At 47.9% G+C, this 20,699-nt stretch carries 19 protein-coding genes; 9 read left to right on the forward strand and 10 right to left on the reverse strand.

Going from position 1 to position 20,699, the window contains the following annotated elements; translation table 11 throughout:
- The 4 genes from AAAA73_RS08250 to AAAA73_RS08265 form a co-directional block, all read right to left on the reverse strand.
- On the reverse strand, window positions 1-2,097 hold the full coding sequence (locus AAAA73_RS08250; RefSeq protein WP_340597732.1) for an ATP-binding response regulator: 2,097 nt from the start codon (window positions 2,095-2,097) through the stop codon (window positions 1-3).
- Between the two features lie 103 nt (window positions 2,098-2,200).
- On the reverse strand, window positions 2,201-3,262 hold the full coding sequence (locus AAAA73_RS08255; RefSeq protein WP_340597733.1) for a protein-glutamate methylesterase/protein-glutamine glutaminase: 1,062 nt from the start codon (window positions 3,260-3,262) through the stop codon (window positions 2,201-2,203).
- A 7-nt stretch (window positions 3,263-3,269) separates the two neighbouring features.
- Window positions 3,270-4,139, reverse strand: a complete 870-nt coding sequence (locus tag AAAA73_RS08260; RefSeq protein WP_340597734.1) for a CheR family methyltransferase — start codon at window positions 4,137-4,139, stop codon at window positions 3,270-3,272.
- Complete coding sequence (locus tag AAAA73_RS08265) at window positions 4,136-6,271, reverse strand: chemotaxis protein CheA (RefSeq protein WP_340597735.1); 2,136 nt, start codon at window positions 6,269-6,271, stop codon at window positions 4,136-4,138. Before AAAA73_RS08265 ends, AAAA73_RS08260 begins: the two co-directional genes overlap by 4 nt.
- A gap of 248 nt (window positions 6,272-6,519) precedes the next feature.
- Here AAAA73_RS08265 and AAAA73_RS08270 point away from each other — a divergent pair, with 248 nt between their 5' ends.
- The gene (locus AAAA73_RS08270; RefSeq protein WP_340597736.1) at window positions 6,520-6,993 is read left to right on the forward strand and encodes a chemotaxis protein CheW; all 474 of its coding nucleotides are present in this window, start codon (window positions 6,520-6,522) and stop codon (window positions 6,991-6,993) included.
- A gap of 84 nt (window positions 6,994-7,077) precedes the next feature.
- On the opposite strand, the gene AAAA73_RS08275 is transcribed toward AAAA73_RS08270, so the two are convergent.
- Both AAAA73_RS08275 and gloA read right to left on the reverse strand, forming a co-directional pair.
- Window positions 7,078-7,344 carry a hypothetical protein gene (locus tag AAAA73_RS08275; RefSeq protein ID WP_340597737.1) on the reverse strand — a complete coding sequence of 89 codons (267 nt, stop codon included), beginning with the start codon at window positions 7,342-7,344 and terminating at the stop codon, window positions 7,078-7,080.
- Window positions 7,345-7,486: 142 nt separating this feature from the next.
- Complete coding sequence (gloA, locus tag AAAA73_RS08280) at window positions 7,487-7,999, reverse strand: lactoylglutathione lyase (RefSeq protein ID WP_340597738.1); 513 nt, start codon at window positions 7,997-7,999, stop codon at window positions 7,487-7,489.
- A 174-nt stretch (window positions 8,000-8,173) separates the two neighbouring features.
- Between gloA and AAAA73_RS08285 the strand changes: the two genes are divergently transcribed.
- Window positions 8,174-9,085 (forward strand): trypsin-like serine peptidase, encoded by a 912-nt coding sequence (locus tag AAAA73_RS08285; RefSeq protein WP_340597739.1) that lies wholly within the window; start codon window positions 8,174-8,176, stop codon window positions 9,083-9,085.
- A gap of 33 nt (window positions 9,086-9,118) precedes the next feature.
- Here the strand turns inward: AAAA73_RS08285 and AAAA73_RS08290 are convergent, their stop codons facing one another.
- Entirely contained in the window at window positions 9,119-11,125 is a 2,007-nt protein-coding gene (locus AAAA73_RS08290; RefSeq protein ID WP_340597740.1) for a transketolase C-terminal domain-containing protein, read from the reverse strand.
- Window positions 11,126-11,162: 37 nt separating this feature from the next.
- On the opposite strand from AAAA73_RS08290, the gene add reads away from it, so the two are divergent.
- From add to AAAA73_RS08315, 5 genes are all read left to right on the forward strand, one after another.
- Window positions 11,163-12,185 carry an adenosine deaminase gene (add, locus tag AAAA73_RS08295; RefSeq protein ID WP_340597741.1) on the forward strand — a complete coding sequence of 341 codons (1,023 nt, stop codon included), beginning with the start codon at window positions 11,163-11,165 and terminating at the stop codon, window positions 12,183-12,185.
- Window positions 12,185-12,775, forward strand: a complete 591-nt coding sequence (locus AAAA73_RS08300; RefSeq protein WP_340597742.1) for a DUF6624 domain-containing protein — start codon at window positions 12,185-12,187, stop codon at window positions 12,773-12,775. Before add ends, AAAA73_RS08300 begins: the two co-directional genes overlap by 1 nt.
- Window positions 12,776-12,802: 27 nt before the next feature.
- Window positions 12,803-13,765: a prolyl aminopeptidase gene (pip, locus tag AAAA73_RS08305; protein WP_340597743.1), complete on the forward strand. Its 963-nt coding sequence runs from the start codon at window positions 12,803-12,805 to the stop codon at window positions 13,763-13,765.
- Window positions 13,766-13,931: 166 nt separating this feature from the next.
- Window positions 13,932-14,867, forward strand: a complete 936-nt coding sequence (locus AAAA73_RS08310) for a S1 family peptidase (protein WP_340597744.1) — start codon at window positions 13,932-13,934, stop codon at window positions 14,865-14,867.
- A gap of 2 nt (window positions 14,868-14,869) precedes the next feature.
- Window positions 14,870-15,664: a S1 family peptidase gene (locus AAAA73_RS08315; RefSeq protein WP_340597745.1), complete on the forward strand. Its 795-nt coding sequence runs from the start codon at window positions 14,870-14,872 to the stop codon at window positions 15,662-15,664.
- Here AAAA73_RS08315 and AAAA73_RS08320 read toward each other — a convergent pair.
- From AAAA73_RS08320 to AAAA73_RS08330, 3 genes are read right to left on the reverse strand one after another with little or no spacing between them, the layout of a single operon-like run.
- Window positions 15,647-16,429: an alpha/beta fold hydrolase gene (locus AAAA73_RS08320; protein WP_340597746.1), complete on the reverse strand. Its 783-nt coding sequence runs from the start codon at window positions 16,427-16,429 to the stop codon at window positions 15,647-15,649. The genes AAAA73_RS08315 and AAAA73_RS08320 overlap by 18 nt on opposite strands.
- A complete protein-coding gene (gene menD / locus AAAA73_RS08325; protein ID WP_340597747.1) occupies window positions 16,396-17,967 on the reverse strand; it encodes a 2-succinyl-5-enolpyruvyl-6-hydroxy-3-cyclohexene-1-carboxylic-acid synthase in 1,572 nt (523 codons plus the stop codon). Before menD ends, AAAA73_RS08320 begins: the two co-directional genes overlap by 34 nt.
- Window positions 17,964-18,872 carry a chorismate-binding protein gene (locus tag AAAA73_RS08330; RefSeq protein WP_340597748.1) on the reverse strand — a complete coding sequence of 303 codons (909 nt, stop codon included), beginning with the start codon at window positions 18,870-18,872 and terminating at the stop codon, window positions 17,964-17,966. The genes menD and AAAA73_RS08330 overlap by 4 nt, the downstream gene beginning before the upstream one ends.
- A gap of 196 nt (window positions 18,873-19,068) precedes the next feature.
- Here AAAA73_RS08330 and aroF point away from each other — a divergent pair, with 196 nt between their 5' ends.
- Complete coding sequence (aroF, locus tag AAAA73_RS08335) at window positions 19,069-19,902, forward strand: 3-deoxy-7-phosphoheptulonate synthase (RefSeq protein WP_340597749.1); 834 nt, start codon at window positions 19,069-19,071, stop codon at window positions 19,900-19,902.
- Window positions 19,892-20,614 carry a bifunctional demethylmenaquinone methyltransferase/2-methoxy-6-polyprenyl-1,4-benzoquinol methylase UbiE gene (ubiE, locus tag AAAA73_RS08340; RefSeq protein ID WP_340597750.1) on the forward strand — a complete coding sequence of 241 codons (723 nt, stop codon included), beginning with the start codon at window positions 19,892-19,894 and terminating at the stop codon, window positions 20,612-20,614. The genes aroF and ubiE overlap by 11 nt, the downstream gene beginning before the upstream one ends.
- Window positions 20,615-20,699 lie beyond the last annotated feature (85 nt).

Below are 20,699 nucleotides of genomic sequence, written 5' to 3' on the forward strand. Positions count from 1 at the left end.
TTAATTTTTAACAGGAAGGGCCTTCAACAGGACTTCCTCAAGCATGGATGTGTCGACGGGCTTGCTTAAATAGCCGTCGAAGCCCGAGTTCAGGCAGTCGCTTTGACCTTCAGAGCTGGCCTGAGCTGTGATCGCAATAATCGGTTTGGTATAGCCGCGCCCACGCAAGGCCCGAGTGGCCTCATGCCCCGACATGATTGGCATTTTAATATCCATCAAGATCAGATCGTAGCCATCATCTGAAGCGGCTTTATCCAGCGCTTCACGTCCACTTTCACAAACATCAACAATGGCACCATGACGATTCAGATATCTGTGCATCAAATTACGCAAGTCTTCGGAGTCATCGACAACCAGGATACGGCGGTCCTTCAAATACTCGCGTGCTTGATTTTGCAGATTTCTTTCCTGAACCAACCGGCCTGCAAGATGGGATTCAACCAGTTTTAGATCCGTCACAGAGCCAAGGGCCACAGAGTATTCAAACACACTCCCCTTGCCTTCAATCGACTCAATCAAACTTAAATCCCCGCCGGACAAACGAGCCAAACGCTGCGATAAAGCCAAACCCAGTCCCGAACCGGAGACTTTTTGAACTTCGACACCTTCACCACGCATGAATGGTTGAAACAGATTCTTCTGAGTCTGCTCATTCATCCCGATACCAGAATCGGCCACGCGAATGCGCAAGGTCCCTTTATTGTTGATATCAAAACCCAAAGAAACAGTGACTTGAATCTCACCCTGCGGAGTGAACTTCACCGCATTTGACAGCAAGTTGATCAACACCTGACGGAAGCGAACCGAGTCCATCTGAATTTCATCCGGCACCAAAGTCGCAAAACTTAGTTTCAAGCTATGACGTTTATCAATCACAGTGCGGATCACAGACACCGCATCCTCGATTTCCCGTACCAGGCTCATCGGAGTTTTTTGCAGAAGCAGTTTTTTACTTTCAATCTTGGACAGATCCAACAGATCGTTCACCAACGACGTCATGAATTTACCCTGACGCTGAATCGAGTGAAGATCCTTATAAACGCTGTCATCCAAATTAGGATTTGCCAGCAATGCCTCGGCATAACCCAATATGGCTGCTAATGGTGTGCGAATTTCGTGGCTGGCATTGGCCAACAGAAATGACTTCGCTTCATTGGCAGCTTCGTGCAGATCACGCTCACGGCGCAGGGACTCCTGATGTCTTTTCGTCGTGACATCCCAAACGATACCCGTCGTTCGCAAGACGGCTCCGTCATCGTCACGCTCGACCTTTCCACGGAAAGCCAAAACACGTGGTCCGTTCTTGCCGTTAATCAGATTGAATTCAAAATCCAATTCACGGTTTTCAACGAAGTTTGCTTTAAGGATATCTTTCAGCAACGCTTGTTCAGGAAGAAGTGACAGATTTCCCTCTCGGAAAATCATATCCTGTTGAATATCCCAATCCCACGTCATGGCTTCAGAGGACGCCATGGCCATGCGCACACGCTCTTCACTGCGAATCAGAATTTTATCAAGGCTGAACAAAGTGGCCATGGAACGATTCAATGAACGCCCCAAAGAAACCACCAAGCCAAAGTAGACAATCATGATAAATCCGACCAGGTAGGAATATGACTGACCGGAATAAAGATAGCCTGCCGCCCAGCCCACAACCGTCGGTCCGACCAGAAAGATCATCGCAACCCTGTTGGCGGCATACAAGATCATGCCGCCAGCACTCATGACGGCAATCAACATCGAGGTTAAAATCTGCACGCTCGTGCCGGCCCATGGAGCGACGAAACCCATCGCACCCCAACAGCCACCCGAAATCAAAATCATGACGTACTTTGCGTACTTCCATTTGTTCAGCTGCTCTTCGGATTGAAGTTTGGTCATGGCCTCACGCCAAAAAGGAACAATCCCCAGGCTTAAGGCAGCATAAATATTTATCGTGATAAACCAGAAAACCAGGAACTTGTGGGAGATAGTGCTCCAGGCGATGAACGTATAGAAATAAGCCGTGGTGAGAACGGCCACCACAGAGGTGTAGCTCTGCCCTAAAAGCAGATCTACTTTACGAATTTCTAATTCCAACAATTCATTATTTTTCATATACGCACTAGTGTTCGAATACTCCCACAGGGACATAAAATAAAACAGAGAAAGTCTGCACTTTCTCCGTTTTACATGTTCCATTTAAATTCTGTAATAATCGTTAAGCGGCTTCTCTTAAATCCAGCTGTTTTAGGAGGTCTCCGGCGATGCGATCCAAGGCTAAAACCTTGTCAGCTGCGCCTAAAGCCACAGCCGCGGCTGGCATTCCGTAAACCACGCAAGTTTCTTCGTTCTGAGCGACGGTATAAGCCCCGGCATTCTTCATTTCCAAAAGCCCCTCTGCACCGTCTTTACCCATACCCGTTAAAACCACCCCAAGGGCGTTCTTCCCGGCGTACTTAGCTACTGATTTCATTAGATAATCAGCCGCTGGGCGCACGCTGTGCATGGGCGGATTTTGATGAAGTTTAACGTAGTAGAAGGCACCGCTGCGGGTGATTTCCATATGGAAGTTTCCTGGAGCAATCAAAACCCGGCCAGGGACCACTTGGTCACCTTCCTGGGCTTCTTTCACCTCAAATGGGAACATGGCATTTAAATTATCCGCAAAGGACTTGGTAAAGCCCGGTGGCATATGCTGAACCACCACTGTTCCTGGAATATTTGCCGGCATCCCCGAAAGGAAAACCTTCAATGCCTCTGTACCCCCTGTACTGGAAGCCACTGCGATCATCTGATGCGTGGTACGAGCCAGGGATGTACGGTCCACTTTTTTAACCTGTGCCGTCGGAGTTGGAATTTTGGTTTTTGCCTGTATACGCGAGCGTGCCACCATACGAACTCTTTCAACGATCTCTCGACCCAAAACTTCCAATGACTGGGAAACGTCAATGGAAGGCTTTTCCATAATTTCAATCGCACCAGCCTCCAGCGCACGCAGATAGGTCTCCGAACCGGTCTTTGCCAAGCTCGAAAAAATAATCGTGCGAGTGGGAAAGTGTTGCATCACTTTCTCCAGAAAACTGATGCCGTCCATGCGAGGCATCTCCACGTCCAATGTCATCACATCCGGTTTCAATGCCACCAGTTTATCACGGGCAATGTACGGATCAGCCGCCGTGCCCACCACCTCAATATCTGCTACCGAGGAGAATATTTTTTCCAACAGTTTACGAATTACTGCGGAGTCATCAACTATGAGTACTTTAATTTTTTGGCTCATGATTCCTCTACAGCTTTTGATAAACTGCGCGTGAAAGCGGTTTTAATTGTGTGTGTTTAATATTGCCGGACTCAGAGTGCCCCAACACCAGATAACCACCCGGCGCCAGACATGAAGTCAGACTGTCGACGACCTTTTTAGTCGTCTCCTCATCAAAGTAAATCAGAACGTTACGACAGAAAATCACATGAAATTTGTTTTGAAATTCGTACTTGGGACTCATCAAATTGAATGGCGCAAATCGAATCATGTCATGGATAGAGTCTTTGGCTCTCCAGTATTCGACTTCGTTCTTCTTCATTTTTTCAAAGTACTTCATACGAGTTGCCGGTGGCAGTCCCTGCATTTCACGCTCTTCGTAGACTCCGCTGGTTGCTTTTTTCAGCACCTGCAAATCAATGTCTGTCGCCAGCAATCGCGCTTTCATTCCAGTCACCTGTTGCATCGCTTCGTGAGCAGTGATTGCGATCGTATAGGGTTCCTGCCCCGTACTGGCTGCCGCACACCACATACGAATATCCGTCCCGAATTTCTTATAAAGATCCGGCAACTGCTGCGCCAGGAATTCGAAATGATTTGATTCGCGATAAAACGACGTCATGTTCGTCGTCAGAGCGGAAATAAATTCTGACGTTACTTCTTTGTTGCCGTGTTCGACCATGTCCCAATACTGCTCGTAGGATTTAAGACCGTGACGACGCAATAGTTTGACGATTCTGTTTCTGATCAATGCATGATTTTTAGGGGAAAATGGCAGATCCACGCCCGCAAGCTCATACATATGCTTGGCAAACTTGGTGAACATCTTCTCCGTGAGCTGAATGTCTTCAAACTCATACAGTGCACTGGTTGGATCCACTTTCTTTAAAGCACTCATGCTGCCGCCATTTCTGATGATTTAGAAACGGACTGAAGCAAAGCTCCTGGTTCAAGAATAAGTACAGTACGACCGTCACCCAGAATTGCCGCGCCGGCGATTTCCGGAATATCAAATCCAGTTACAATCGGTTTCACAACAACCTGCGCCTGCCCCAGGACATCGTCCACCGGGAATGCCATCTGGCCTGTCACCGATTCAATCACCACCAGCATCGTCTCTTCGCGACGGGAACTTAACGTGTCTTTTTTAACAACATCGCCTGTCAGCGTCTGATTCAATGTGCCCAGCGTGCGGGAAACATCGATAACCGGCAACAGCAAGCCACGAATGTTTGCGACTTTTCCAGCGTTGGAAATATTCGTGTAGTCCTTCGGAAGAACACGCACGATTTCGCGGATGGAGTGAATTGGCAGAATATAACGGGAACCATCCAAAGATACGATAATGCCGTCAGTGATTGCCGTGCTTAGTGGAATTGTCAGACGGAACGTCGTCCCCTGACCGGCTTTGGACATAATGTTGATCTTACCGTTGATTTTATCAAGGTTCGATTTAACGACATCCAAGCCCACGCCACGACCGGAAAGATCGGAAATCTTGTCCGCTGTGGAGAAACCAGGATAGAAAATATATTGGAATACGGATTCATCCGGAATTGTGGAAGGATCCACACCTTTTGGCACGAAGCCTTTTTCAATCGCTTTGCTCAAAACTTTTTCACGGTTGATACCGCCACCATCATCGATGATTTCGATGATAACGTTACCGCCATTTTGTTTTGCAGAGACTGTCACTTTCGCCACCGCGGGTTTACCGCGCTCCTGACGAACTTCCTTTTTCTCCACACCGTGATCCATGGAGTTGCGAACCAAGTGAACCAAAGGGTCGCCCAACAGCTCGAACACGGTTCTTTCAACTTCAGTTTCTTCACCGATCAGTTGTAAATCAACCGGTTTATCCAAAGTCAAAGACACGTCACGAACGATACGTTGAATTTTAATGAACATGGATTTTAGCGGCGTCATGCGGATGCTCAATGTTTTCTCATAAAGCTCACGCACCGCTTTGTCCAACTGATCCACGATCGCTTCCAAACGCAGGTTTTCACCACTGCGAACAGTTTCGTCGTGTACCAACTGATTTTTCAATACAACCAGCTCACCCACTGCATCCAATACTGAATCCACACGACCCGTGTCGACTTTGATGGTGCTGTTTTGATTTTTTGCCGGAGCTTTTGCACTGCCACCACCGTTATCAGAAGAAGACGGAGTTTTGGCTTGGGCAACGACTTTCAATTTTGGCTCTTCAGCGACCGGCTCTGGGGAAGCCGTGGCTGCAGGCGACACTGTCGGACCCGCAACTGGCGCGGCCATGGGTGCTTCTGCGACTACGGCAGGAGCCACTTCTTCCTGTGGAATTTCAATGGACGCTTGTTCAAGTTCCCGGATTAATTCCTGCTCGGCTTTTTCAGCAGCTTCTTTGGCTTCAAATTCAGCGCGATCTTCAGGAGAAAGCTGCGATAACAGTTCCGCCAATAGATCGTGATTCACAACGTCGTCCGCTGGCTCAGGAATGACCATCTCAGGCTCTCTTGGAGCTGCTGCTGCCGCATCCACGTGCTCGAAGAAATCATCAGGCACTGCCACTTTGACTTCTTCAACTGGCGCTGCTGCTGCTGCTGTCTTGGCTGCCGCTTCTGCTGCCTTTGTGTGAGAGGATTTTTTACCTGACAGTCCTTCTGTCACTTCCACAAGTTGCTTTACCAGGGCCGCTGGATCCCATGGACCACCCTGACCCTGCTGCAAAGAAGCGATACGGTTTTTAAGTTCGTCACCCGCTTGCAACAGCAACGAGATGACATTCGAATTTACCAGTTCCGGCTTGGAGCGAAGCAGATCCAAAAGATCCTCTGCAACATGGGCGAATTTGGAGAGATCAGTAAGCCCTACTGCTGCAGCACCACCTTTTACCGAGTGGGCAACACGAAAAATATCTGTCAGATCCTTAGCCGGATCGTCGCTGTTTTCCAACTTCATCATGGATTCTTCGTACTGTTCAAACATGAACAGGGACTCGTTAAGAAAATCCATCTGCAGTTCTTCAAAGAATGCATTATCATCGCTCATTTGTTCTCTCCAATGGAAACATGGTAAATCTATTCGCTTGGATTATCGGCAACTTAGCACTTTTGCTATTCCGGCAAAGGTCCAGAGAAAACGCCAACTTACGGGTTTTAGCCATAGGGCCAGAGGCCGTACCGCTTTGAAACGAAAATGCGAATTAACAATAATTCTTAACAGGACCTCAAGTAGTTATCTGTTTTAGGCGAATAGTAGGGAGCTACTAAATTTGAAAGGCCATAACTATGAGTGAAATGTCTACGAAAGCAAAAGCTGGTCAATACCTGACGTTCCAGTTGATGTCAGAGCAATATGGTGTTGCGATCGAAACCGTTCGCGAGATCAACCAGTTTGGTGAAATCACTCCGGTTCCACGCACCCCTGAATACGTTAAGGGTGTCATGAATTTGCGTGGAAAAATCATTCCAGTTGTTAACTTGCGTGTGAAATTTGGAATGGATGCACAAGATAAAACTCGCGACACTTGCATCATCGTGATCGACACTGAAATCGGTCAAGTGGGCATGATCGTGGACTCCGTAAAAGAAGTCGTTGATTTGGAAGATAACCAAATCGAACCGTCTCCGGTTCTGGGCAATCACAGCTCAATGCATTTCGTTCGCGGCATGGGTAAAGTCGACAACAGAGTCGTTATCCTGGTCGACATCGTAGCGGCATTCTCTCAGGATCAAATGGGCCAAATGGCTAATTTTGCTGAGGCTGCTTAATAGCTGTCCTGCTGTTTTAAAAATAAAAAAGGCACTGAGAACATCAGTGCCTTTTTCTTTTTGTCGCATCGACAAATTCAACAACTAGTCGTTGTAGTCGTCACCCATGCAACGGTCTTTGATTTCAGAATCAAGACGAACCAACGCGTTTACAAGTTGAGTTCTTTCGCTTTTCAAGAAAGCAACAGTGTCGCCGTTACGCGCATCTTTGATCTTAACATTGATATCAGCGATACCTTCGCGAACGCTTGCTTTAGCGTCTGCCAATTGGCCGCAAGACAAGTTGTAGATATCAGCGTGAGCTTGAGATGTAAGACCCACCAAAGCCAAAGCAAAAATAGCTGCTTTCATTTAGACTCCTAATCAGTTGGTTAAATTCAGAATTAGGAATATAGATCTTTGGTGGAATTCTCCATCGAATTGTCCCCACAGGGACTGATTTTAGAATTTTTTCACAGCGTGACCACTTAAAATAGCTCCGTTGCGGGTACTTTTACAGTAACCCGGCCTGTATGATTTCGATCCAATAGTTATCCGGATCTTTGATGAACGCGATATTCTTCATCCCGCCTTCACCCAAGCGCTTTTGGAAATTCACACCCAGCTTTTCGAATCGCTCGCATGCTGCTTTGATATCCGGGACTGTTACGCAAATATGACCGAAGCCACGGGGTTCGGTGTTGCCATTATGATAAGGCATGGCTTCTTGAGTTTCCGTACCCCAGTTATGAGTCAGCTCCAAAACCGCTTCACGACCAAATACGTAATTTGCATTGGCTTCGTTGTCGGTTGGCACCTGCGTGCCTTCTGGAACGTAAGCCAAGAAAAACAAAGAAAACTTCCACTCTGCGAAATCCAGTTTACGCGCCAATTTCATTCCCAACACGCGAGTATAAAAATCCAAAGAAGCCTTTGGGTCCTTCACTCTTAGCATCGTGTGGTTGAATACGTACTTTCCGGTTTCAGCGTCCGGATTTGTGCACAATCCAGGAATATTGTCTGCCATGGGGACTCCTTATTGGAAATAGATGTTTTAGCTATAGCACAGTAAAACCCAAGGGTCCCGCTACATTTCCACTTAACTTTTTATGGCAGCTGTTCATGACTTTGACAGGCAAACTCCCTCTAAAAAGACCCTGCTCGCACCCGTCAAAGTCCCCTTTTTGCTAGATCCTAAATCATGAGATTCATTCTGTGGTTCGTGGGTTCCATTTTCATCCTGGCGGCTTGTTCAGAAGCCCCCCAAAGTACTCTCTCCTTGGATAAAAACCAAGGCAACGCCGTCGTTTATGGTGAGGACTCCGTAAGCCTTCCCGACGAAACTTCGATTTCTGACTCTGCCGAATTTCAAAACAACGTTCAGGCCAGCGTAGCCATGATGTATCGAAGTGAATTAACTGAATCCCCGCAAGGATTTACTCTGCCAAACAAGACAGTTCACGACTCCCATAAAACTTGTTCTAATTTTCAACTGAGTTCGTCGCAAAATCCCGCTCAATGCTCTGCTATATTGGTTGCGCCAAATTTGGTTCTCACTGCCGGTCATTGTGTGACTATGAAAAAAGACACCTGTGCCGATGCGGCCTTCGTGGTTGGCTTTAATCAGGACAACATGATTATTCCAAAAGAACAGATCTACTACTGCAAACAGGTTCGCGTGCTGTCGTTCTTCGAAAAAGGAAACCTTAGTGACTATGCTCTGATAGAGTTGGATCGCACAGTTCCTGAAGTTCAACCAGCGAGGATCAAAAATTCCCCGATAAATCTAAACGACTCCATCTACACATTAGGATACCCGCTGGGAACATCAAAAAAGTATGCTGATGGATTTATTCGCAGCTTTGATCGCATCCTGGCGGTCAGCAATCTGGATGTGTACGGTGGGAACTCCGGCGGTCCTGTCTTTGACAAACAAACTCACGAACTGGTTGGAATAGTTAATTCTGGCGAAACTGATTTGGAAGAAACCGTAGAGGGTTGTCAGATGCCGAAACTATGCAAAGACAATGAATGCATGGGCGAAAATATTCTGCCCATCACGTTCATCATGCAATCCCTGAAAGAAAAAGGGGAAGCCTTCGCCTCCCCTTAACATGCATCGTAATAAGAACTAGGACTTGGCACCTTATTTGGCGGCAGCCACGATCGCTGAAGCGTCTACTTTGTGTTTTTTGTATAGATCCAACGCTGTGTAAGAGCTTTGACCGAATTCGCCGTGCACGCCCAAAGACTTCACTTTAAACTCAACACCCGCTTGCAATAGAGCGTGGCAAAGCATTTGGCCGAAACCACCGATCATCTGGTGATCTTCAGCAGTAACCATACGGCCACCAGTTTTTGCCAATGCGGCTTTCAAAGTTTCAACATCCACATGATTTACGTTCACGCAGTTCACAACTACAGCTCCAACGCCTTGTGCTTCCAAAGTTTTGGCAGCTTCCAAAGCTTGTGGAACCAAAGAGCCCGTCGTTGCAATCGTTACGGATTTAGCTTTTCCAGCCGTCGTATCCGCAAGCACTTGAGCTTTCTTAAGATCATACTTAGCACCAGCCACGTAGGATTTAGGGAAGTTTTCACGTCCCAAGAAGAACACGGCACTGTTTGGAACTTTGCCAGACTTGCGATCTTTGGCGAAGTTTTCAAGAACTGTGAACATCACTTGGTCTGCTTCTTCACTGCAAGACAGTGAGTAAACATCAACATGCGGGATAGAGGAAACCATCGCCATATAGCTTAGTGCCTGGTGAGAAGCCCCGTCCGCCGCGTCTTGGAAGCCTGTGTGCGAGAATACGCAAACAACAGGAGCCTCAGACAATGCACCCATCGTGATTGGCAAAGCACCTTTAGTAACACCAAATTGTGCGAAAGTATCTACAACTGGGATATAGCCCAATTTAGAAAGACCTGCCGCTGTGGAGATCATATTGGATTCAGCCACGCCCACGTCAAAGGAATCACCTGGGAATTCTTTTCTGAATCCTGCCACACCTGTGGAGCCCGGAAGATCCGAAGTCACACTCAATACCGGAAGACCTGCTTTGCGAGCACGGATCATTGCCGAAGAAATTCCTGTTTGGATTTTCTCGCCCGTGTCTTTGACTGCATTCGCTTTGATTTCAGCTTCCCACTTGTTCAATTCGTCGATCCAAGTGTTGTAAACAGCTGGCAAAGCCTCGCCGTTGTAAATTTCTGACAAGAATGCCGGAAGTTCAGTTGGAGATTTCAAAGGGAAGCCGTGACCACCACTTGCAGATTCTGCAGTTTTCTTGGTTCCGATACCTTTGATAGTTTTAGCGTGAATCGCCACTGGAACTTTTGGATTGGCTTTCGCTTTTTCCACTGCAGTCACGATAGCGTCGTAGCATTTTTGCAAGTCATTGCCTTCAGGCAAGGAGATCACATCCCAACCCATCGTTTTCAAAGACGCGAAAGTGTGCGCCATAGAGAAAGACTCATTGTCGATACGGCCAGAAAGCTTCGTGTTGTTATCAGAGATAACCAAAACGTAAGGACCCATTTTCCCCGTCGCTGCCAAACCTGGAATAGCCGCGAAAGATTCACGAGCTTCACCTTCCATGCTGGCGCCGTCAGAGATCGCTGTGATAGTCACACGGTTTTTACCAGAGATCGCCTCGCCCATCGCCAAACCTTGAGTTTGCGGAAATGCGGAACCCAAGGGACCGTTGGAAACGAAGACACCTTCTGGGAAGCAGTGAACTTCACCGTGACCGGTCAGACCGCTTTCGATCGAACGGAATTTTTTAAGGCTGTTCAAATTCAAACCAGCCATTTGGTAGTTCGCTTTCAACGCGTACAAACCGTTTTCGCAGTGACCAGCATCATTAACCAAATGAAACAATTCATACCAAGGTTTGTTATCACGTTGAGCGACATCGAAAACGTGACCATGCATTGCTGACATCAGCTCTGCAAAAGCGGCAGGACCGCCGTAGTGAGATGCTGCGCCACCCAGCACCGCATTCATGTCCATCAAGGACACAAGCGCGCGCGTCGAGCGAGGATCCGCGACAGGAATAGATCTGCCGTCCTTGCTTTTAACGAAGCTTTTGAATTGAGGTTCTTGAGTCGGGTTGCCAGCCAATTTTGATTTGATTTGAATAGGTTCAGTCATAGAATAATGTTCTACTTCCCTAGTTAAGGAACTTCAAATGCAAAAGCTCTATGCACACAACATTCGCAATCTTTTAAAAGTCGAACTTCACCGGCACTTGGACTGCTCGGTGCGTTGGAGCACGCTCGTGGAATTGGCCCCGCAGGTGGGTATTCCGCTGGCAACCACATCCCAAGGACAAAAAGATCAGTTTTTGATCACAGAGCCCATGAATGATTTGGGAAGTGTGCTTAATAAGTTTCTCAATGCCCAGAAAGTCCTGGCCAGCGAGGAAATCCTGACTCGTATCGCCTATGAAGCGTGTGAAGACGCTTACAATGATGGAATCCGACTTCTTGAACTGCGCTATGCCCCGACATTTATCGCAGATGGCCACGACAACCTGAGTTTTGACTCCATTCATCAGTCCCTTCTGAAGGGAGTAAAAATGGCTCAGAAAAACTTTTCCATGGCCGTCGGACTGATCTGCATCGTTCAAAGAGTGAAGCCTTTTGCCGTTGCGGAAAAAGTCGTGGATTTCGCTATAGACAACAAAGACAGCTTCATCGCTTTGGATCTGGCCGACAACGAAGAAGGCTTTGATCCCAAGATCTTTGCTCCCCTATTTCAGAAAGCAAAAAAAGCGGGTCTGCATATCACCGTTCATTCCGGCGAAACACCGAATGATCTGGCTGCCAGCTGGGTCAAGGACTCGGTGGAGATCCTGGGTGCGGAACGTATCGGTCATGGGATTCAGATTGTGCGCAATCCTGAAATATTAAACTTTATCCGCGACCGCCACATCCCTCTTGAAATTTGTCCAATCAGCAATTACCTGACTCAGTCTTTTAAGACCTACGAGGATCATCCAATTCGTCAATTGCTGAACTCGGGAGTTCTGGTCACCGTAAACTCGGATGATCCCGGAATATTCGCAACGACCTTAAGTGACGACTACGAAGTCCTTCATCGCACCCACGCATTTACGGAAGAGGATTTCAGAAGATGCAATCAAACTGCTTTTGATGCGAGCTTCATTCCACTTTCTGAAAAGAACAAATTCAGACAGGACTTTTTTTAATGAGTCAGGATTGGAAGAACTTCTACGAAGAAATCATGCACATGATTCGCGAGGACCAGGCCGTCCGCGAAGTTTTGGCCCAGACGGGCGAACTTTTTCAGGGCTACTCCCCGGTCATGGAAAAAACGCATCTGAAACATGCCGAACGACTGAAAAAGTTGATTGAACTTCACGGCTTCCCCACAATTCCCAAAGTGGGAGAAGACGCCGCCATCGCAGCCATGCGTCTGATTTTGCACGCCATCAGCTGGCCCGAGTTCATGCGCGCCATGGAAATCGAAACCGTGGAGCTCCTTAAGAACAACGAGGTTCCAAAACAATATGTCGCCATGCTGATGGATCGCATCCGCTTTTATGAGGGTCGAAAACAAATCTACGGAACAAATTCAGACTGGGACGATAATGGAATTTTGCGAGTGACCGACGTTGAAGATGAACCAAACCTGAATGCGCGACGGGCCGAAATGGGATTGGATCCACTTGAAAGCCTGGTCCGAAGCCCTCTTGAGGAATTTCACCCCACCGATCCCAAGAAGCGTCACGAGGAATTTGTGGCGTGGACTCTAAAGGTGGGTTGGCGTACAGTTTAGGCCTCTTAGCCACAAAGGAATTTACAAATGGAAAAGCAAAGTCTTCGCGAATTTTATCCAGCGATTGAACCTTACAACAAAGGCTTCCTGAAAGTTTCAGAAATTCACAATATCTACTTTGAGGAAGTTGGAAATCCCGCGGGCAAACCAATTGTTTTCCTGCACGGCGGCCCGGGCGGCGGCGTTGCTCCTGATCATCGTCGTTTCTTTGATCCAAAAACTTATCGTATCATTCTTTTTGATCAACGAGGCTCTGGCCAATCCACACCTTGCGCGGAACTTCGCGAAAATACCACATGGGATCTGGTTGCCGATACGGAACGTGTGCGCGAGCACTTGAAAATCGACAAGTGGGTTGTCTTTGGCGGCAGCTGGGGCTCCACACTGGCACTGACTTATGCGATCAAACATCCTGAGCGTGTAAAAGCGTTGGTATTGCGCGGAATCTTCCTGTGCCGTCCTTCCGAAATCAAATGGTTCTACCAAGAAGGTGCTTCGCAAATTTTCCCGGACGTGTGGGATGAATACCTGAAAGTGATTCCTCAAAATGAACGTCATGACATGGTGACAGCATACTACAAACGCCTGACTCACGAAAATCGCGACGTCCGTTTGGAAGCAGCGAAAGCGTGGAGCAAGTGGGAAGCCGCCACTTCAAGACTTTACATCGATGCTCATGCCATTGAGGAATACGATGATCCGGATTCTGCTTTAAGTTTTGCACGCATTGAATGCCACTACTTCACTAATAATGCTTTCTTTGAAACCAACAACTGGATATTGGAAAACGTAAGCAAGATCCGCCACATTCCTGCGTGGATTGTGCAAGGTCGCTACGATGTGGTTTGCCCGGCAACTTCAGCTTGGGAACTTCACAAAGCCTGGCCGGAAGCAGACTTCAAAATTATCCCGGATTCGGGTCACGCAGCCGCTGAACCCGGCACCCGTTCGGCTTTGATTCAAGCTACAGACGCTTGTAAATCACTATAAGAGATTTGAGACCTTGGCAGGGTGAATTTTCTACAATTCCCCTGCCAAGAAATTGTTTCCCACCCCTTAATTGCACCTATCTTTTCCCGGTAACCTCAGGTTATATAACTCAACGCATCAATGAACCGGACAGCAAACGGACCGATGCTTTTTCCTGGGGGAAAATTTGGGGTTGTTACAGAATCCATTCTTGTATCTGGCTCTCGGTTGCACAATAAGTGCCTGCACTCCGCTGCGCACTCCACACGTATCTCTGAACAAAACAGACACTGCCATCGTAGGCGGTAAAACAGTGACCTCTTCCGACCTTGCTTCTCGCAGCGTGGTGGGACTTCTGATCGAAAACAAAAACACGGGCGATCAGGAAGTCTGCAGCGGCACTCTGTTAAAAGGAAATTTGATTCTAACCGCTGCTCACTGTGTGACTGATCCACAAAATCTTTTGATCACTGTTGTGTTTAGCAACGTGATGAATGGTAACAACATCACGACCGTGGGTCGCAGAGGTCTATCCACTGCGGTGACTGCGTGGTGGGGGGCTGAAACTCACCTTGAATCTGACACTGGTGATATCGCACTTATCAAATTCGAAGGCAGCGCTCCGACTGGCTACATTCCTGTTACAAATCTGGTTCAAGAGGACGATCTTTCCGTAAACCAGACAGTCTTCATCGCAGGATTTGGAGCAAATAAAATCACTTCAACTCCGATTGATGTGAATACGTACCCTGACTTGATCGCAGCCATTCAAACCGGCCAGGTGGTTTGTCAGGATTCCATGAAGCTTGAGCACTGCAAAGAAATTAAAATGGACGGCGCCGGCACTCTTCGCCAAGGCACTTCCACTATTGCAAATCGCAACTACTCCAGCTCTGAGATTGAAGTGGCTGCAAAAAGCGGTTCAACCTGCCACGGTGATTCGGGCGGTCCGGGTTTTATCATCAAGAACAATCAACTTCACCTTTGGGGCGTTGCCAATCGCGCAGCAAATCGCAAAGTGACTGATTGCTCGGTGAATTCCATTTACGCCAACGTTTCCTTCTTCCGCGAGTGGCTGAATCTTGCAGCTTCCAAGCTGCACGAACAAACTGAAAGCAATTAATCATGAACAAGCTTTTACTGCTCTTGTTGTGTGGATTGCTGGCAGCCTGCCAACCAGAACATGCTTTGAACAATTCCAATGTCGATGACACCATCGAGGAAATTGCCGGAGGCTCCAAAGTCACGCGCTTTGATCCGTTGGCGAAACACCTGGTTCACCTGTATGTTCCGGCAACCCGCGGGGTTTGCACCGGAACAATCATCGCCGAAAATCTGATTCTGACCGCGGCCCATTGTATTGCCGACACTTCGTATTCTGTGGAAATCGGTTTTGGACTGGATTGGGATGATCGCAATATCGAAACACGCATCGGAAAAAGAATCATCAGACATTCGGGCTTTGCCGGCCCTAAAAATAATTTTGATCGCGATGATGTGGCTTTGATTTCATTTTCAGGATCAATGCCCAAAGGGTACAAGCCAGCACCCTTGGCACCGGATCTTTCTGCTGCCAAAGAAAACGGTGAGTTTGTGGCTTTTGGCTATGGCAGCACCACTGGCATCGACGGATATGGTGATGAAAACGGAAGACTGCGCAAAGTCTCCATGAAAATCTTCAGCGTCTTTTCCAGCAAAAAAGTATTCGCTTCAAAACACCTGTCCGGTAAAGGCATCTGCTTTGGTGACTCCGGTGGTGCAGCTTTCGTGAAAATCAAAGGTGTTTACCATTTGCTGGGAGTGATCGGCGGAGTTTATTGGTCGCAACGACCTAAAGATCAGTGCTCAGCGTATTCGTATTACCTGGCTGTGCCTTATTACCTGCCGTGGATTAAAGAGAAATCACTTCAGCTGCGCTAATATAGATTTAATTATTTCTGCGATTTCGCGAGGACGATCAAACAGCACACGGTGTGAAGCATCCTGTGCGATCTCCACTTTCACACCAGTCTCATGATGCAGAGTCTGAGACATCGACACAAATTTTTCGTCTCTTTCCCCGACCAGCCAAAAGACTTTCTGTTTTAAAGCCGTCAGCAGGTTTCGCATATTTTGTTGCTCGGCCAGTGACCAGCGAGTCAGCGCCAGGCTTAGATTCTCGCGGCTATAATCTTTTTCCATGCGCAGAGGCTCACTGCCGCCACCAAATACGGGTTGCGCATTCCAGTTGCGCATCACCATATCCCAAGGGGCTTTCAAAAACTCTTCCGCCCAATAGGAATCGTTCAACCATCGTTGACGGCGCTGTTCTGAACTTGGATCAAAATTCTTGTGATTGTCGTCGAAGCCAGGATTGGTGGAAATGAACAGGGCTTTGTACCACTGTGTGGGATTTTGCGCGAGCGCCTGAAGAGCCAGTCGCCCTCCCAGGGAATATCCCACCAGAATATTGCGACCGGTGCCTTTGGTTTCATCGTGGGCCCAGTCATTGAAGTTCTCGGCCCATTTTTCGAAGCTATGTACGGAAGTCAGTTCTTCGTCTTTGAAATAATCAGGAGTGTAAATGCGCAGGTTTGCAACCGGTGGCAAGGAAGCTTTCACTGCTTCCCAATCAGAGGGTCTGCCCAAAAAACCGTGCAACAAAAACAGATTCACTCTTTCCAAATCGATTCCAATTCCTTCCAAAACTGTTGGGTTTCATTCCAATCAGGGACCATCTCAATAATTTGCAGATTATCCAGTTCCAAACTCTTGGGAACAGTATGCCACTTCTGATACGACCAATTCCACATTTTTGCCCATGATTCGAATGAAATCTCGTGTTTATTTACGAAAATCTCTTTCTTGAACATGCGTGAGAATATTTGGCCGCCCCCATTGTTGATCACAACTACGCGTAATTTTTGCGCTTCTAGCTGATTGGTCGCCCATAGTGAGGAAAGGTCATACATCGCCGTCAGATCCCCGACCACACACCAGTTCGGTGTATCTGTATGAGCCCAGCCAAGGAAGGTGGAAACCTGTCCGTCTATACCATTTGCTCCACGATTTGCGGCCACACGAAGTGGCGCACTATCAAGATCAGCGCAGGAATCCCACTCACGAATCGGCAGTGAATTCCCCAAATACACAGAATGACCCTTCATATGTTTGGAGATTTCGTAGATCATGCCCTGTTCTGACTTTGGATACTTCTCCAGCAAGACCTTCATTTGTTCGGTGCGGGAGTTATCTTCAGCGGAAATATGCACATTTTCACGATGCACAGACGAGAACTCAACCTGGCTCAACAAATCCAAAGACGGACAATGATCGACAGGACGGCTCAGACCCGTGAAATGATTGAAGGCCACCGAGAACACCGGCAAATCACGATAGCGGTCCTCAAGATCACGCCATATACGCACTGTCGGCACTCCTCCAATTCGCAGAATGGAGTCACAAGCGCCGGACTTTAGAAGTCGGTGGATCATTTGCTCGCCGGAACGAATCTGCAGATCCTTCAAATCAGGATGACCACGCAGACTGGAAATACCCTCTACATACAGAGGCGCTTTGTATTGCTTTAAAAAATCCAAAACAGTGCCGTAAGCTTTTTCCGGCAGAATGCCCACCAGAACCAGCGGCTTGCGTGTATTTAAAAAATCCTCAAGCTGCTTCAGCATTCCCATTGGCAATTGCCCTGGAAGCTTGGTTCTTTCGGATGCTTGCGGCACTTTGATTTGCGGGACGGGTCCGTCAATCAAGGGCTCTTCAAAGCACACGTTGACGTGAATTGGTTTTTTCCAGGAAAGACTTTTGAAAGACAGATGCGAGTTTTCCGCATCGATGTCCAAAGCCACTTCGTTGTAGTAAGAAAAAATACCAACTTGCTCAATGGACTGTGGAGCACCGGAACCGCGATAGCGCTTCGGGCGATCTGCAGTTACCATGATCAAAGGCAAAGAGGAATAAGTTCCCTCAACAGCTGCCGGCAGCAATTCTGCAACCGCAGTCCCTGAAGTTGTGAAAATCGCAACCGGGCGACGATAGCCGGCAATGCGGCCCAAAGCAAAAAACGCCGCTGAGCGCTCCTCGAAAAAGGAATAGACCTTCAGATTTTTATTTTCATCCAGAATATGGACCAGAGGACTGTTGCGAGCTCCAGCACAGAGGATGAATTCACGGACGCCCGTATCCACCAACTCCTGAATAACTTTTGCTGCCAACTCCATGTTTGTCATACTTTAAGCCCCAAAATCTTTCTTACCGACAGTCGCTTCTGAAAAAGCTCCCGCCACTCTCTGGAAAATTCACTGGCTGCGACAACGCCGCAACCCGATCCAATCATAGATTCGTTCTGATCCCACTGCAAATTCCGAATCGCAACAAGACACAGAGCCTCCTCTGCACCCAAAAAAGCCATCGGGCCGCCAAAGCCACGACGCCCTTCCTGTCCCGGCAGTTCCTGCATCCATTTGTAACCAGCAGCTCTGGGTGCAACTCCCAAGGCCGGAGTCGGGTGCAGCTGCATAACCAACTCGCGAAAATCCGGTTTGCTTTTGCACATCACCTGGAAATCAGTTTTCAAATGGTACAGAGTCGGAAGCTCCAGGATCGTAGGACCGTGACTCTGCACCTGTCCCCATTGGCTCAATCTTTTGCCAAGATCCTCAACAACGAAATGATGCTCTTGCATTTCTTTTTCATCAAGCAGCAATGACTCGCGTTCGGCTTTGTCACTCTTAGGACAAGTCCCCGCCAGCGCCATCGTCTGCAACAGCCCGCGATCGTAATCAAACAAAACTTCCGGTGTGGCCCCTAGAATACCCTGCCCATTCTGCCAAAAACCAAAGACGTACAAAGTCTCCGGAGCCGCGAGCAAATTCAAAATCATCCGAGCCCGATCTGCACTGGTCACCGTTTGCGATGAACGCGCAAACACCACAGGCACAGCCTTTTGTATTTGCTGATTTGCGATCTTTTTTTGGATCACTTCCAGATCGGTTTCGAAATCTGATTCCGGTGGTTCCTGCCACTCGGCCTTACTTAGGGGCCCATCGGGACGCGGGTTTCCGGTCAGGTGGTTTTCAATTAGGGCTTGTAATTCAGAGGTACTAACCGTGAACTGGGCCGTTCCCCACCACAACGGGTGCGAATCCTGCTCATAGAAATCAGGGCAAAATACTGAAATCTCTGAACTATTGGGAGTTTTTACAGGGTTAAATGGCCCCTGTATAAGAGTCCATTGCCCCTTGTGGCGCAAGAGGGCCCCCGAGTCCAAAAAGTTTGTAATGCCTAGAGGCAATATGCTATGTTTGCGATCCACAGTGAGAGTTCGTAATATGGAAACGCAAACTATGCAAACAAGTCCCTCAACCCAAATCGTCAATGTTGGCGGGTTCGACATTGGGGGTCCCGAATTTACCGTTATCGCAGGGCCGTGCTCTATCGAGAGCCACGCACAATTTCTTGAAACTGCGTCCGGTGTTAAAGCTTCTGGTGCTCACCTTTTGAGAGGCGGCATTTGGAAAATGCGCACGTCTCCGACGGCGTTCCAGGGATTGGGCAACTCTGCATTCGACATGGTTAAAGACGTTTGCAAACAATTGAACATGAGCCTCGTTTCTGAAGTGACTGACGTTCGTCAAATCGCTGAAGTTTACGATGTGGTTGAATGTTTCCAAGTTGGTTCCCGCTCCATGCAGAACTATGAACTTCTGAAAGAACTGGGCCGTCAAAACAAGCCTGTCTTGTTGAAACGTGGTTTGGCTGCTTACATCGAAGAGTGGATCAAAGCTTCTGAATACGTGGTCAAAGCCGGTAACAACAACGTTATCCTTTGCGAACGTGGTATCCGCACTTTCGAAACTGCGACTCGCAACACGCTGGACCTGAACGCGGTTGCTTTCGCCAAGAAAAACACACATCTTCCAGTCATCGTGGATCCTTCTCATGCAGTGGGCATCCGCGCATTGGTTCCGGATCTGGCTTACGCAGCAGCTGCTGTGGGCGCCGACGGTATTATCGTGGAAGTTCATCCTCGTCCTTCCGAAGCACTTTCAGATGGCATGCAAGCCCTGACTTTGCAGGATTTCGAAACGATGATGAGAAAACTGGAAAGAATCCTGGTTGCGATCGACCGCCCTCTTCACAAGGTGACAGCACATGCACACTGAGAATCAAAAACACTCTCCAAATCCTGAAATCATCCGCAGCATGTTCTCTAAAGTTGCTGCAAACTATGACAAAGGCAACAACGTGCTTTCCATGGGTGTTCACCACTTGTGGAGAAAAAAATTGGTTAAATTCTCTGGCGCAAAACTAGGCGACAGAGTTTTGGACTGCGCCACTGGCACAGGTGACCTTGCGATTGAATTCAAACAAACTGTGGGTTCTGCAGGTCAAGTGACTGGCACAGACTTCTGCGCAGAGATGCTGATCCCGGCTCCGGGCAAAGCGGCTGACAAAGGCCTTGATATCAAGTTTGAACAAGCCGATGTCACTCAGTTGAACTATGCTGATGACTCTTTCGATATCTCTTCCATCTCTTTCGGTATCCGCAATGTTGGCAACCCGGTAAAAGGTTTGTCCGAGATGGCTCGCGTGACGAAGTCCGGCGGTAAAGTGATGATCCTGGAGTTCGGTCAAGTGAACATCCCGTTGTTCGGCGCTTTGTACAACTTCTACTCCCAAAACATTCTGCCAAAAATCGGCGGATTGGTGACGGGACAAAAAGATGCTTACGAGTATCTGCAAAAGTCCTCTGCAGCATTCCCATGCCGCGAGGAGTTTGTGGCGATGATGAATGAGACGGGTGCTTTCTCCAAGTGCGAGTTCATCACATTGACCGGTGGAATTGCGTATATCTACAAAGGTACTGTAAAATAGCTCTCACGCAGCACACAAAAAACTGATTAAAAGGCGTTCCCCAGGGACGCCTTTTTTATTTTGTTTTCATCAACCACTTCACATT

The organism is Bdellovibrio sp. GT3 (assembly GCF_037996765.1).
Taxonomy (GTDB): Bacteria; Bdellovibrionota; Bdellovibrionia; order Bdellovibrionales; family Bdellovibrionaceae; genus Bdellovibrio.

Coding starts and splice junctions, on each gene's coding strand:
- ubiE (WP_340597750.1), top strand. CDS start 19,892: ATGCACACTGAGAATCAAAAACACTCTCCAAATCCTGAAATCATCCGC.
- AAAA73_RS08315 (WP_340597745.1), top strand. CDS start 14,870: ATGAACAAGCTTTTACTGCTCTTGTTGTGTGGATTGCTGGCAGCCTGC.
- AAAA73_RS08275 (WP_340597737.1), bottom strand. CDS start 7,344: ATGAAAGCAGCTATTTTTGCTTTGGCTTTGGTGGGTCTTACATCTCAA.
- AAAA73_RS08290 (WP_340597740.1), bottom strand. CDS start 11,125: ATGACTGAACCTATTCAAATCAAATCAAAATTGGCTGGCAACCCGACT.
- aroF (WP_340597749.1), top strand. CDS start 19,069: ATGGAAACGCAAACTATGCAAACAAGTCCCTCAACCCAAATCGTCAAT.
- pip (WP_340597743.1), top strand. CDS start 12,803: ATGGAAAAGCAAAGTCTTCGCGAATTTTATCCAGCGATTGAACCTTAC.
- AAAA73_RS08265 (WP_340597735.1), bottom strand. CDS start 6,271: ATGAGCGATGATAATGCATTCTTTGAAGAACTGCAGATGGATTTTCTT.
- AAAA73_RS08250 (WP_340597732.1), bottom strand. CDS start 2,097: ATGAAAAATAATGAATTGTTGGAATTAGAAATTCGTAAAGTAGATCTG.
- AAAA73_RS08300 (WP_340597742.1), top strand. CDS start 12,185: ATGAGTCAGGATTGGAAGAACTTCTACGAAGAAATCATGCACATGATT.
- AAAA73_RS08285 (WP_340597739.1), top strand. CDS start 8,174: ATGAGATTCATTCTGTGGTTCGTGGGTTCCATTTTCATCCTGGCGGCT.
- AAAA73_RS08270 (WP_340597736.1), top strand. CDS start 6,520: ATGTCTACGAAAGCAAAAGCTGGTCAATACCTGACGTTCCAGTTGATG.
- menD (WP_340597747.1), bottom strand. CDS start 17,967: ATGACAAACATGGAGTTGGCAGCAAAAGTTATTCAGGAGTTGGTGGAT.
- add (WP_340597741.1), top strand. CDS start 11,163: ATGCAAAAGCTCTATGCACACAACATTCGCAATCTTTTAAAAGTCGAA.
- gloA (WP_340597738.1), bottom strand. CDS start 7,999: ATGGCAGACAATATTCCTGGATTGTGCACAAATCCGGACGCTGAAACC.
- AAAA73_RS08260 (WP_340597734.1), bottom strand. CDS start 4,139: ATGAGTGCTTTAAAGAAAGTGGATCCAACCAGTGCACTGTATGAGTTT.
- AAAA73_RS08255 (WP_340597733.1), bottom strand. CDS start 3,262: ATGAGCCAAAAAATTAAAGTACTCATAGTTGATGACTCCGCAGTAATT.